Below are 13,741 nucleotides of genomic sequence, written 5' to 3' on the forward strand. Positions count from 1 at the left end.
AAATGCGCTATTCTCGGCGGCGCGCTATCACCCTTGCGGGTGTGGCGTAGAGCCATCAGGCAACGTCTGATCTGGACGTTACCGGTCGTCAATACATCTTCAACGCGGGGACACATGCAGACACTTAAGGTCGATCTAGGCGAGCGCAGCTACCCGATCCATATTGGCGAAGGTCTGCTGGACCAGCCCGAGTTGCTCGCACCGCATATTGCCGGGCGGCAAGTGGCGATCATCTCCAACGAAACGGTCGCGCCGCTGTATCTTGAGCGTCTGAGCCGCAGCCTGTCGGCGTATTCCGTGATCTCGGTGATCTTGCCCGACGGCGAAGCCCACAAGAACTGGGAAACCCTGCAACTGATCTTTGACGGCCTGCTGACCGCACGTCATGACCGCCGTACCACCGTGGTCGCCCTGGGCGGCGGTGTGATCGGCGACATGGCCGGCTTTGCGGCCGCCTGCTATCAGCGTGGCGTGGACTTTATCCAGGTGCCGACCACCTTGCTGTCCCAGGTCGATTCCTCGGTGGGTGGCAAGACCGGTATCAACCACCCGCTGGGCAAGAATATGGTTGGTGCGTTCTACCAGCCCCAAGCCGTGCTGATCGACACCGCGACCCTCAACACCTTGCCGCCGCGCGAGCTGTCGGCGGGGTTGGCGGAAGTCATCAAGTACGGGCTGATCTGTGACGAGCCGTTCCTCACCTGGCTCGAAGAGCACGTAGACGCCCTGCGCAACCTGGACCAGGCGGCACTCACTGAAGCGATTTCCCGCTCCTGCGCCGCCAAGGCGCTGGTGGTGAATGCCGACGAACGGGAGTCCGGTGTACGGGCCACCTTGAACCTGGGTCACACCTTCGGCCATGCGATCGAAACCCACATGGGCTATGGTGTGTGGTTGCATGGGGAGGCCGTTGCGGCTGGCACTGTGATGGCATTGGAGATGTCGCACCGCCTGGGCTGGATCAGTGCCCAGGAGCGTGATCGTGGTATCCGCCTGTTCCAGCGCGCCGGTTTGCCGGTCATCCCGCCTGAGGAGATGACCGAGGCGGACTTCCTCGAACATATGGCGATAGACAAGAAAGTGATCGACGGTCGACTGCGACTGGTGCTGCTGCGCCACATGGGCGAAGCAGTGGTGACCGACGATTATCCGAAAGAGATTTTACAGGCCACGCTGGGAGCGGATTACCGCGCCCTGGCCCAGCTTAAAGGTTAATAAGATCCCGATGACTAGTTTGCATGCCGACGAGGCGTTCCTCGGCCATTACCAGCTCAGCCACGACCCCTTTGCTCCACGGGTGCCTGGCTTCAAATTTTTCCCGGCCCAGCGCAAGCCGGTGCTTGGGCAGTTGCACCATCTGGCGCGCTACAGCCAACTGCTGCTGGTGGTGACCGGCCCGTTGGGCAGCGGCAAGACCCTGCTGCGCCAGGCCCTGGTGGCCAGCACCAACAAGCAGTCGGTGCAGAGCGTGGTGGTCTCGGCTCGCGGCGCCGGTGATGCAGCGGGCGTATTGCGCCAAGTGGCCCAGGCGTTGGACGTGTCCACTGCCGAGCCGAGTGCGATCCTCAAGCAGGTGGTGCAGTTAGGCCTGACCGGCCAGGAAGTCTACCTGCTGGTGGATGACGCCGAACAACTCGACGAATCCGCCCTGGAAGCACTGCTGGCGCTGGCGGCGGGTACGCCCGAAGGTCGCCCCCATGTGTTCCTGTTCGGTGAGTCTTCGTTGATCGCCGATCTGGAGCAGATCAGTGGCGATCAGGAACTGTTCCACGTCATCGAATTGCAGCCGTACGAAGAGGAAGAAACCCGCGAATACCTGGCTCAACGCCTTGAAGGCGCAGGGCAGGGCATCGAACTTTTCTCCGCTGCGCAGATCTCTGATATTCACGAAAGCTCCGACGGCTGGCCTGGCACCATCAACCAGGTCGCCCGCGATGCCATGATCGAAGCCATGATTGCCAGCCGCTCTGCGGTCAAGCGTCCAAAGATGGGGTTCACTATGCCTAAGAAGCACGTATTGGCGATTTCCGCCGTTGTCGTGGTCGCCGTTGCCGCTGCCTGGCTGATCCCGGGTCGCAGCAAGGCACCGACGACTGCCGGCGCGCCAACCGAACAGGCGCAGTTGCCACTGGGCAAGCCCACGCCAAATGTCGAGTTCGCCAACTCCGGCCAACCGACCAACCTGCCGATGGTCGGCCAGCCGGTGATGCGCGGCCCGCTCGCCGAAGAAGCCGGCGGCATCTCCGAAGGCGACGACGGCGTGCCGGTGGAAGGCTCCAGTGCCACACCGCCGACGGTCACCACCACTGCACCACCTGCGGGTGTGCCAGCGGGCCAGCCGGCTGCCAAGCCGACGCCGGCACCTACCGTCGCCACGGCCAAGCCTGCGCCAGTGACCAAGCCGGTCGCCCCTGCGCCAGCCGCCAAGCCCGCTCCGGCACCGGCTGCCAAGCCTGCAGAAAAACCCGCCGCCACCGTTGCCAAGGCTGGCGCCGCCGGCAGCAGCTGGTACACCAGCCAGCCGACCGGTAACTTCGTGGTGCAGATCCTCGGCACCAGCTCCGAAGCCAACGCCCAGGCGTTCGTGAAAGAGCAGGGTGGCGAGTACCGTTATTTCAAGAAAGTGCTCAACGGCAAGCCTCTCTACGTGATCACCTACGGCAGTTTCTCCAGCCGTGCCGCTGCTGATTCTGCGATCAAAACCTTGCCAGCGAAGGTCCAGGCTGGTAAACCTTGGCCACGCACTGTTGCCAGCGTTCAACAAGAACTCGCAACAACTCGCTGAAGATCCGGCGGCCTTACCCAGGCCGCCCTCCCGGCACCTCAAAAAAACTACAACAGCGTGCAGCCCTGAAGGCCGCGCGCTTTGTGGTGTCTGCGTCACAGTAGCTTTTGAGTCGTAGCGGTCAGAATTAAAAAAGTTTTGACTAGCACAGCATATCGCTTTAAACCTTTCATAAATGCGACATAGATTTGCGACATTTCGTCGCTAAATTTGTGAGCGTTCGTGTCGGTGTGTACAATGACCTCCCTTTTGCCCCCGCTAAGCCGGCGTACGTTCGGCGTGGAAGGTAACCGGTTGAATTGAAAAGAAATTTGCCTCGATATAAGAGGCAGCCTGGTGAGAAAGTGTCTATGAAAGCAGGTCTGTACCAACCCGATGAATTCAAGGATAACTGCGGTTTCGGCCTGATAGCCCATATGCAGGGCGAGCCCAGTCATACCCTTTTGCAAACGGCCATCGAGGCCCTGACCTGCATGACCCACCGCGGTGGGATCAACGCCGACGGCAAGACCGGTGACGGTTGTGGCTTGCTGATTCAAAAGCCCGACCAGTTCCTGCGTGCTGTCGCCAAGGAGCATTTCGGCACCGATTTGCCCAAGCAGTACGCCGTGGGCATGGTGTTCTTCAACCAGGACCCGGTCAAAGCCGAAGCCGCTCGCGAGAACATGAACCGCGAGATACTGGCTGCCGGCCTGCAACTCGTCGGCTGGCGCAAAGTGCCGATCGACACCAGCGTGCTCGGCCGCCTGGCCCTGGAGCGCCTGCCGCAGATCGAGCAAGTGTTCATTGCCGGTGATGGCCTGAGCGACCAGGACATGGCGATCAAGCTGTTCACCTCGCGTCGTCGTTCGTCCGTGGCCAACGCCGCCGACACCGACCACTACATCTGCAGCTTTTCCCACAAGACCATCATTTATAAAGGCCTGATGATGCCGGCGGACTTGACCGCCTTCTATCCAGACCTGAGCGATGAGCGCCTGCAAACCGCGATCTGCGTGTTCCACCAGCGCTTCTCCACCAACACCCTGCCGAAATGGCCGCTGGCCCAGCCATTCCGCTTCCTCGCCCACAACGGCGAGATCAACACCATCACCGGCAACCGCAACTGGGCCGTGGCCCGTCGCACCAAGTTCGCCAACGATTTGATGGACCTGGAAGAGCTCGGCCCGCTGGTCAACCGCGTCGGTTCCGACTCCTCCAGCATGGACAACATGCTCGAGCTGATGGTCACCGGCGGCATCGACCTGTTCCGTGGCGTGCGCATGATCATTCCGCCAGCGTGGCAGAACGTCGAAACCATGGACCCGGATCTGCGTGCATTCTACGAGTACAACTCGATGCACATGGAGCCGTGGGACGGCCCGGCCGGCGTGGTCATGACCGACGGTCGCTACGCCGTGTGCCTGCTCGACCGCAACGGCCTGCGCCCGGCGCGTTGGGTGACCACCACCAACGGCTTCATCACCCTGGCGTCGGAAATCGGCGTGTGGAACTACCAGCCTGAAGACGTGATCGCCAAGGGCCGTGTAGGCCCTGGCCAGATCCTGGCCGTGGACACCGAGACCGGGCAGATCCTCGACACCGACGCGATCGACAACCGCTTGAAGTCGCGTCACCCGTACAAGCAATGGCTGCGCAAGAACGCCCTGCGCATCCAGGCGACCATGGAAGACAACGACCACGGTTCGGCTTTCTACGACGTCGACCAGCTCAAGCAGTACATGAAGATGTACCAGGTCACCTTCGAGGAACGCGATCAGGTGCTGCGTCCGCTTGGCGAGCAAGGCTACGAGGCGGTCGGCTCCATGGGCGACGACACGCCGATGGCCGTGCTGTCCCAGCGCGTGCGCACGCCGTACGACTATTTCCGCCAGCAGTTCGCCCAGGTGACCAACCCGCCGATCGATCCGCTGCGTGAAGCCATCGTGATGTCCCTGGAAGTCTGCCTCGGTGCCGAGCGCAACATCTTCCAGGAATCGCCTGAGCACGCTTCTCGCGTGATCCTCAGCTCGCCAGTGATTTCGCCGGCCAAGTGGCGCTCGCTGATGACCCTGGATCGCCCGGGCTTCGACCGCCAGATCATCGACCTCAACTACGACGAGAGCCTCGGCCTTGAAGCCGCTGTGCGCAATGTCGCCGACCAGGCCGAAGAAGCCGTGCGCGCCGGTCGTACCCAGATCGTGCTGACCGACCGCCACATCGCGCCGGGCAAGCTGCCGATCCACGCGTCCCTGGCCACCGGCGCGGTACACCACCGCCTGACCGAAAAAGGCCTGCGCTGCGATTCCAACATCCTCGTCGAAACCGCTACTGCCCGTGACCCGCATCACTTTGCGGTGCTGATCGGCTTCGGCGCCTCGGCGGTGTACCCGTTCCTGGCGTACGAAGTCCTCGGCGACCTGATCCGTACCGGCGAAGTCCTCGGCGATCTCTACGAGGTGTTCAAGAACTACCGTAAAGGCATCACCAAGGGCCTGCTGAAGATCCTGTCGAAGATGGGCATCTCCACCGTCACCTCGTACCGTGGCGCGCAACTGTTCGAGGCCATCGGCCTGTCCGAAGAAGTCTGCGAGCTGAGCTTCCGTGGTGTGCCGAGCCGTATCAAGGGCGCGCGTTTCGTCGATATCGAAGCCGAGCAGAAAGCCCTGGCGGCCGAAGCCTGGAGCGCGCGCAAGCCGATCCAGCAAGGCGGCCTGCTGAAGTTCGTCCACGGCGGCGAATACCATGCGTACAACCCGGACGTGGTCAACACCCTGCAAGCTGCCGTGCAGCAGGGCGACTACGCCAAGTTCAAGGAATACACGAGCCTGGTGGATAACCGCCCGGTGTCGATGATCCGCGACCTGTTCAAGGTGAAGACCCTGGACACCGCGATGGACATCAACGAAGTCGAGCCGCTGGAGTCGATCCTCAAGCGTTTCGACTCCGCCGGTATTTCCCTGGGCGCCTTGTCGCCCGAGGCTCACGAAGCCCTGGCCGAAGCCATGAACCGCCTGGGTGCGCGTTCCAACTCCGGTGAAGGCGGTGAAGACCCGGCGCGCTACGGCACCATCAAGAGTTCGAAAATCAAGCAGGTGGCCACCGGCCGTTTTGGTGTGACCCCGGAATACCTGGTCAACGCCGAAGTGCTGCAGATCAAGGTTGCCCAGGGCGCCAAGCCCGGTGAGGGCGGCCAGCTGCCAGGCGGCAAGGTCAACGGCCTGATCGCCAAGCTGCGTTACGCAGTACCCGGCGTGACCCTGATCTCGCCTCCGCCGCACCACGACATCTATTCGATCGAAGACTTGTCGCAGCTGATTTTTGACTTGAAACAAGTCAACCCGCAGGCCCTGGTCTCGGTGAAGCTGGTGGCGGAAGCCGGCGTGGGCACCATCGCCGCTGGCGTGGCCAAGGCCTATGCCGACCTGATCACCATCTCCGGCTACGACGGCGGCACCGGCGCATCGCCGCTGACCTCGATCAAGTACGCCGGCGCGCCGTGGGAACTCGGCCTGGCTGAAACCCACCAGACCCTGCGCGGCAACGACCTGCGCGGCAAGGTCCGGGTGCAGACCGACGGCGGCCTGAAAACCGGCCTCGACGTGATCAAGGCTGCGATCCTCGGCGCCGAGAGCTTCGGCTTCGGTACTGCGCCAATGATCGCCCTGGGCTGCAAATACCTGCGCATCTGCCACCTGAACAACTGCGCCACCGGCGTCGCGACCCAGAACGAGAAGCTGCGCAAGGATCACTACATCGGCACCGTCGACATGGTGGTGAACTTCTTCACCTACGTCGCCGAAGAGACCCGTGAGTGGCTGGCCAAGCTGGGTGTGCGTTCCCTCGAAGAGCTGATCGGGCGTACCGACCTGCTGGATATCCTCGAAGGCCAGACCGCCAAGCAGAACCACCTCGACCTGACGCCGCTGTTGGGCAGTGATCATATCCCGGCCGACAAGCCGCAATTCTGCCAGGTGGACCGCAACCCGCCGTTCGACAAAGGCCTGTTGGCCGAGAAGATGGTCGAGATGGCCAGTTCCTCGATCAACGATGCCAGCGGTGGCGAGTTCGCCCTGGATATCTGCAACTGCGACCGTTCCATCGGCGCACGGATCTCCGGCGAAATCGCGCGCAAGCACGGCAACCAGGGGATGGCGAAAGCACCGATCACCTTCCGCTTCAAGGGCACCGCTGGCCAGAGTTTCGGCGTGTGGAATGCCGGCGGCCTGCACATGTACCTGGAAGGCGATGCCAACGACTACGTGGGCAAGGGCATGACCGGCGGCAAGCTGGTGATCGTTCCGCCTGCAGGCAGCGTGTACAAGACCCAGGACAGTGCCATCATCGGCAACACCTGCTTGTACGGCGCCACCGGTGGCAAGCTGTTCGCCGCCGGTACGGCCGGTGAGCGTTTCGCCGTGCGTAACTCCGGTGCCCACACCGTGGTGGAAGGTACCGGCGATCACTGCTGCGAGTACATGACCGGTGGCTTTGTCGCGGTACTGGGCAAGACTGGTTACAACTTCGGTTCGGGCATGACCGGCGGTTTCGCCTACGTGCTCGACCAGGACAACACCTTCGTCGACAAGGTCAACCACGAGTTGGTCGAGATCCAGCGGATCAGCGGCGAAGCCATGGAATCCTACCGGAACCACTTGCAGCACGTGCTGGACGAGTACGTCGAGGAGACCGGCAGCGAATGGGGTCGTAACCTCGCCGAAAACCTCGATGATTACCTGCGTCGTTTCTGGCTGGTCAAGCCCAAGGCTGCCAACTTGAAGTCGTTGCTTTCCAGCATCCGTGCCAACCCGCAATAAGTGCAGTCGCCAGCGGCAAGCTTCAAGCCGCAAGTGAAATGCAGTGCGCGGTATGCCGGTTAATGTGATTTTCTTGCAGCTTCAAGCTTGCCGCTTGGAGCTGTCGTGTAAGAGGTTTTGAAGATGGGCGAACGTCTCAATAACGACTTCCAATTCATCGATGTCGGGCGCAAAGATCCGAAGAAGAAACTGTTGCGTCAACGCAAGAAGGAGTTCGTGGAAATCTACGAACCCTTCAAGCCCCAGCACTCGGCCGACCAGGCCCACCGCTGCCTGGGTTGCGGTAACCCGTATTGCGAATGGAAGTGCCCGGTGCACAACTTCATTCCCAACTGGCTCAAGTTGGTGGCCGAGGGCAACATCCTTGCCGCCGCCGAGCTGTCGCACCAGACCAACACCTTGCCGGAAGTGTGTGGGCGGGTGTGCCCGCAGGATCGTCTGTGCGAAGGCGCGTGCACCCTCAACGACGGCTTCGGCGCGGTGACGATCGGTTCGGTGGAGAAGTACATCACCGACACCGCGTTCGCCATGGGCTGGCGTCCGGACATGTCCAAGGTCAAGCCGACCGGCAAGCGCGTTGCGATCATCGGCGCGGGCCCGGCGGGCCTGGGCTGTGCCGACGTGCTGGTGCGTGGCGGCGTGACCCCGGTAGTGTTCGACAAGAACCCGGAAATCGGTGGCCTGCTGACCTTCGGCATCCCCGAGTTCAAGCTGGAAAAAACCGTCCTGAGCAATCGCCGTGAAGTCTTCACCGGCATGGGTATCGAGTTCCGTCTCAATACCGAAATCGGCAAAGACATCACCATGGAGCAACTGCTCGAGGAATACGATGCGGTGTTCATGGGCATGGGCACCTACACCTACATGAAAGGCGGTTTTGCCGGTGAGGACCTGCCGGGGGTGTATGACGCGCTCGACTTCCTGATCGCCAACGTCAATCGCAACCTGGGCTTTGAAAAGTCGCCGGAAGATTTCGTCGACATGAAAGGCAAGAAGGTCGTGGTACTCGGCGGTGGCGACACTGCGATGGACTGCAACCGTACCTCGATCCGCCAGGGCGCCAAGTCGGTGACCTGTGCGTACCGTCGTGACGAAGCGAACATGCCCGGCTCGCGCAAAGAGGTGAAGAACGCCAAGGAAGAAGGGGTGAAATTCCTCTACAACCGCCAGCCGATCGCTATCGTCGGTGAAGACCGCGTCGAAGGCGTGAAGGTGGTCGAGACCCGTCTCGGCGAACCGGACGCCCGTGGCCGTCGCAGCCCCGAGCCGATCCCGGGTTCCGAAGAGATCATCCCGGCCGATGCCGTGGTCATCGCATTCGGTTTCCGCCCAAGCCCGGCGCCGTGGTTCGAACAGTTCCAGATCCAGACCGACAGCCAGGGCCGCGTCGTCGCCCCGGAACAAGGCCAGTACAAGCACCAGACCAGCAACCCGAAAATCTTCGCCGGTGGCGATATGGTGCGCGGTTCTGACCTGGTCGTGACGGCGATCTTCGAAGGCCGCAATGCCGCCGAAGGGATCCTGGATTACCTGGGCGTCTGACGACGCCAGCAGCCAGCTTCAAGCAATGAGCTGCACGCTGGAAGCCCCGATACTTGGGGCTTGCAGCTTGAAACTTGGCGCTGCTTTTATGCGACAAATTGACCCGATAGACAAAAGGCACGGCGCATTCCGTGCCTTTTGCGTCGCGCTCTGAGAAAATGCCCGCACTTTTTTTGCGGATGCCGACATGACTGCCCTCAAGAACGACCGTTTCCTTCGTGCCCTGCTCAAGCAACCCGTGGACGTCACCCCTGTGTGGATGATGCGCCAGGCCGGTCGCTACTTGCCGGAATACCGCGCCAGTCGCGCCAACGCCGGCGATTTCATGAGCCTGTGCATGAATCCTGCGTTCGCCTGCGAAGTCACCATGCAGCCGCTGGACCGCTACCCACAACTGGACGCGGCCATCCTCTTTTCCGACATCCTCACCATCCCCGACGCCATGGGCCAAGGCCTGTATTTTGAAACCGGCGAAGGCCCGCGCTTCAAGAAAGTCGTCAGCACCCTGGCCGATATCGAAGCCCTGCCGATTCCTGATCCGCACAAGGACCTCGGCTATGTGATGGACGCCGTCAGCACCATCCGCCGCGAGCTGAATGGCCGCGTGCCGCTGATCGGCTTCTCCGGCAGCCCATGGACCCTGGCCACCTACATGGTCGAAGGCGGCTCGTCGAAAGACTTCCGCAAGACCAAGGCCATGCTCTACGACAACCCGCAGGCCATGCACCTGCTGCTGGACAAGCTGGCGCAGTCGGTCACCTCCTACCTCAACGGCCAGATCATGGCCGGTGCCCAGGCAGTACAGATCTTCGATACCTGGGGCGGCAACCTGTCGGCCGCGGCGTATCAGGAATTCTCCCTGGCCTATATGCGCAAAATCGTCAGCGGCCTGATCCGCGAACACGAAGGCCGTAAAGTGCCGGTCATCATGTTCACCAAGGGCGGCGGCCTGTGGCTCGAAAGCATCGCCGATGCCGGTGCCGATGCATTGGGCCTGGACTGGACCTGCGACCTGGGCGATGCCCGTCGTCGCGTCGGCAACCAGGTGGCCCTGCAAGGCAACATGGACCCGACCGTGCTGTACGCCAAGCCGGAAGCGATTCGCACCGAAGTCGGACGCATCCTGGCCAGCTATGGCAAGGGCACCGGTCACGTGTTCAACCTCGGTCATGGCATCACCCCGGAAGTGAACCCGGAGCACGCTGGTGCGTTCCTGCAGGCGGTGCACGAACTGTCCGCGCAATACCACAACTAACACGCAAAACAACTGTGGGAGCGGGCTTGTTCGCGAATGCGGTGTATCCACTGACACTGCGCATTCGCGAGCAAGCCCGCTCCCACATTTAAAGCAGGACCGTATCAGGCCTTCACATTCCCCAGCGGCGGCAACTTCGCCAGCTTCAGCGCCACCAGCAACGCCCCAATCAACAGCGCGACGATAAACGCCCCAATCCCGTTCCACCCGGCAAAGTGCCAGAAGAACCCGCCCGCCGTACCGGCAATACTCGACCCCACGTAATAGCAGAACAAGTACAGCGACGACGCCTGCCCCTTGGCCTTGACGGCGCGGCGGCCGATCCAGCTGCTGGCCACCGAGTGGGCGCCGAAGAAGCCGAAGGTAAAGATCAGCATGCCCGGCACCACCAGCCACAGCGGGGTGAACAGGGTCAGCGCCATGCCGGCGAGCATCAGCACGATCGTGCCCCACAGCACGCGACGGCGGCCGAGTCGGTCGGCCAGGGAGCCGATTTTCGCCGAGCTGTAGATGCCCGAGAGGTACACCAGCGACAGCAGGCCGACCACGGCCTGGCTCAGTTCGTAGGGCGAGGCCAGCAAGCGATAGCCGATGTAGTTGAACATCGTCACGAACGCGCCCATCAGCAGGAACGCCTCAAGGAACAACCACGGCAGGCCCGCGTCCTTGAAGTGCATGACAAAACCATCCACCAGGTTGCGCGGCTTGAGGCTGCTGGCGCGGAAGTTGCGCGATTCGGGAAGGATCTTCCAGAACACGGTGGCGGCGATCAACGCCAGTGCGCCGATGATCAGCATCGCGGTGTGCCAGCTGACGAAGTCGATCAACACGCCGATGATCAGGCGCCCGCTCATGCCGCCAATCGCGTTGCCACCGATGTACAGGCCCATTGCCAGGCCGATGTGCTGCGGATGGATCTCTTCGCTCAGGTAGGTCATTGCCACGGCGGCCAGGCCGCTCAGCGACAGGCCTACCAGCGCGCGCATCAGCAGGATGCCCTCCCAGGTTGGCATCAAGCCACTGGCGATGGTCGCCAGCGCCGCACAGAACAGCGCGGACACCATCACCGGCTTGCGTCCCAGCCGGTCGGAAATCGGCCCGGTGATCAGCAAGCCGCACGCCAGCATCGCCGTCGCCACCGAGAGGATCAGGCTGCTTTGCGCGGCATTGATGGAAAATTCGTGGGACAACGCCGGCATCATCGGCTGCACGCAATACAACAGGGCAAAGGTGGCAAACCCGCCGGAAAACAGCGCCAGCACCGTGCGCATGAACATCGGCGTGCCTTTTTCGATGTACTCGTCGTTGAGCTGCGCCACCACCTCATCCAAGGCGGTGGGTGGGACTTCTTGCGCGAAGGGAGCAACAGCAGATTTCACGGGGACCTCGGGGAGGAAGAGCGTGCCAGGACTGGCAATGCTGAAAAGAATATAGCTGGCTAATGATTCTTTCCAATATATTGTTCGACCTGTTTGATAGCTTTAACGACCTAATGAGGCTTGCATGGAATTGCGTCACTTGCGGTATTTCATCGCCGTTGCCGAAGAACTGCATTTTGGCCGCGCCGCGCAGGTGCTGGGCATCTCGCAACCACCCTTGAGCCAGCAGATCCAGGCGCTGGAGCAGGAGGTCGGCGCGCGTTTGTTCGAGCGTACCAATCGTCGGGTCGAGCTGAGTGAGGCTGGTCGACTGTTCCTGCAGGAGGCGCGCCTGGTGCTGGCGCAGGTCGACAAGGCGGCGGACGTCGCGCGTCGGGCTCAATTGGGTGAGCTGGGGGAACTGAAGATCGGCTTTACCTCGTCCGCGCCCTTTAACTCCAGCATTCCCCAGGCGATCTTCGCCTTTCGCCAGGCGTTCCCGGCCGTGCACTTGAACCTGCAGGAAATGAGCAGCACCGAGGTGGCGGAGTCGCTGGTGGATGAGTCGATCCAGGTCGGGCTGATGCGTCCGCTGCCGTTGCCGGATTCACTGAGTGTGGTCGAGCTGATGCGCGAGCCGCTGGTGGCCGTATTGAACGCTGGTCACCCGTTGGTGCAGGGCAGCGAACGAGGATTGCACCTGGCGCAACTGGCGCAGGAGCCGTTCGTGTTTTTCCCGCGCACTTACGGCAGTGGCCTGTATGCGCAATTGCTCAACCTGGCGCGTGATGCCGGCTTCAGCCCGCACTTCGCCCAGGAGGCGGGCGAGGCGATGACCATCATCGGCCTGGTGGCAGCGGGGTTGGGCGTGTCGGTGTTGCCGGCGTCGTACCAGCGCATCCGCATTGATGGGGTGGTGTATCGCACGCTGCTGGACCAGGAGGCGGTAACGGCGGTGTGGCTGGTGCAGCGCAAGGGCGTACAGACGCCGATGGCGAAGGCGTTCGTGGAGTTGTTGACGCGTAAGGCGGCGATCTAGGCATGCATTGAAATGTGGCGCTTGGTGGGTCAGATCCCTGACTTGAAGCGGGTTTCAGAGTCGCTTTTTCCAGAGGGGCGATTCGTCGTTCTCGTATGGGAAAGCTGGAACCCTTTTTGTGCGAATGGCCACTGATCCTGCCGAAGGCTTCGTATTGAAATGTTCGATGTGGGAGGTTCGTATGATCGCTGGGAATCGAAGCGCTGAGCTTGGCTGGTTGTTGTGGCGGCTTGGAATGCCGGGTGCAACCGTTGACACCATTACGGGTCCGCCGATTGGGAGTCCAGTAACCCGTTCAGGTCAAGGCGGTGGCGGGGCCCAGCAGCGCGTTGGCGGCAACGCGCATGGTGAGGGGCAACGCCCTATAGGCTATGGGCCACCGGGGCACACGGGGGCAGGCATTCATCCGTACGAGGCGGCTCCACGCCAAGGAACCGGCCCAGGCCGAAGTGGTGTTAGGGGGCAGCCGCAGCACCAGGGGCCCAATACGGGAGGCCAGGCGCAACGGGGCAATGCTCGGGGGAATACGGGTGCAGGCGTTCGCACGAACCCGTCGGCCCCCCACCAAGGAACCGGCCCAGGCCATAGTGCTGTTGGGGGGCAGCCGCATTGTCAGGGGCCAAATACGGCAGGCCAGACGCAACGAGGAAGCGGTCGGGGGAATACAGGTGCAGGCGTTCGCCCGAACGCGGCAGTGCCAGGCCAAGGTGGCGGTGCGGGGCAGCAACGTCAGGCGCAAAATACGCCAGGCCAAGGGCAGCGGAGCAATGTTCGGGGAAATCCGGGTCCAGGCAACCAGCCGAACCAGGCCCCTGTTCGCCAGGGAACTGGCCCGGTCCAAAATGGCGTCGGGGCGCAGCGGCATTGCCAGGGGCCAACTACGACAGGCCCGAATCAACCAGGCAACCCTGCGGGGAATACCGGTGCAGGCCTTCGCCCGAACGCGGCGGATGCTGGCCAAGGCAA

At 62.1% G+C, this 13,741-nt stretch carries 7 protein-coding genes; 6 read left to right on the forward strand and 1 reads right to left on the reverse strand.

Features of this window, described 5'->3' with window-relative positions; genetic code table 11:
• The first annotated feature begins 114 nt into the window (after positions 1–114).
• The 5 genes from aroB (at position 115) to hemE (ending at position 10,378) form a co-directional block, all read left to right on the forward strand.
• Positions 115–1,215: a 3-dehydroquinate synthase gene (gene aroB / locus AC07SI_RS07180; RefSeq protein ID WP_065899943.1), complete on the forward strand. Its 1,101-nt coding sequence runs from the start codon at positions 115–117 to the stop codon at positions 1,213–1,215.
• A 10-nt stretch (positions 1,216–1,225) separates the two neighbouring features.
• Entirely contained in the window at positions 1,226–2,785 is a 1,560-nt protein-coding gene (locus AC07SI_RS07185; RefSeq protein WP_495005437.1) for an SPOR domain-containing protein, read from the forward strand.
• A gap of 350 nt (positions 2,786–3,135) precedes the next feature.
• The gene (gltB, locus tag AC07SI_RS07190; protein ID WP_065899947.1) at positions 3,136–7,581 is read left to right on the forward strand and encodes a glutamate synthase large subunit; all 4,446 of its coding nucleotides are present in this window, start codon (positions 3,136–3,138) and stop codon (positions 7,579–7,581) included.
• 123 nt (positions 7,582–7,704) lie between these two features.
• On the forward strand, positions 7,705–9,123 hold the full coding sequence (locus AC07SI_RS07195; protein WP_065899949.1) for an FAD-dependent oxidoreductase: 1,419 nt from the start codon (positions 7,705–7,707) through the stop codon (positions 9,121–9,123).
• A gap of 187 nt (positions 9,124–9,310) precedes the next feature.
• Positions 9,311–10,378: a uroporphyrinogen decarboxylase gene (gene hemE, locus AC07SI_RS07200; RefSeq protein ID WP_065899950.1), complete on the forward strand. Its 1,068-nt coding sequence runs from the start codon at positions 9,311–9,313 to the stop codon at positions 10,376–10,378.
• 104 nt (positions 10,379–10,482) lie between these two features.
• Here hemE and AC07SI_RS07205 read toward each other — a convergent pair whose 3' ends face one another.
• Positions 10,483–11,709, reverse strand: coding sequence for an MFS transporter (locus AC07SI_RS07205; protein ID WP_207200701.1), 1,227 nt, complete (start codon positions 11,707–11,709; stop codon positions 10,483–10,485).
• Positions 11,710–11,881: 172 nt separating this feature from the next.
• On the opposite strand from AC07SI_RS07205, the gene AC07SI_RS07210 reads away from it, so the two are divergent.
• Complete coding sequence (locus AC07SI_RS07210; protein WP_106805368.1) at positions 11,882–12,775, forward strand: LysR family transcriptional regulator; 894 nt, start codon at positions 11,882–11,884, stop codon at positions 12,773–12,775.
• Positions 12,776–13,741 lie beyond the last annotated feature (966 nt).

The sequence above is a fragment of the Pseudomonas sp. GW821-FHT05D12 genome (genome assembly GCF_059419825.1).

Bases quoted from the DNA above. Each gene is read 5' to 3' on its own strand.
- AC07SI_RS07195 (WP_065899949.1), top strand. From the start codon at position 7,705: ATGGGCGAACGTCTCAATAACGACTTCCAATTCATCGATGTCGGGCGC.
- hemE (WP_065899950.1), top strand. From the start codon at position 9,311: ATGACTGCCCTCAAGAACGACCGTTTCCTTCGTGCCCTGCTCAAGCAA.
- aroB (WP_065899943.1), top strand. From the start codon at position 115: ATGCAGACACTTAAGGTCGATCTAGGCGAGCGCAGCTACCCGATCCAT.
- gltB (WP_065899947.1), top strand. From the start codon at position 3,136: ATGAAAGCAGGTCTGTACCAACCCGATGAATTCAAGGATAACTGCGGT.
- AC07SI_RS07210 (WP_106805368.1), top strand. From the start codon at position 11,882: ATGGAATTGCGTCACTTGCGGTATTTCATCGCCGTTGCCGAAGAACTG.
- AC07SI_RS07185 (WP_495005437.1), top strand. From the start codon at position 1,226: ATGACTAGTTTGCATGCCGACGAGGCGTTCCTCGGCCATTACCAGCTC.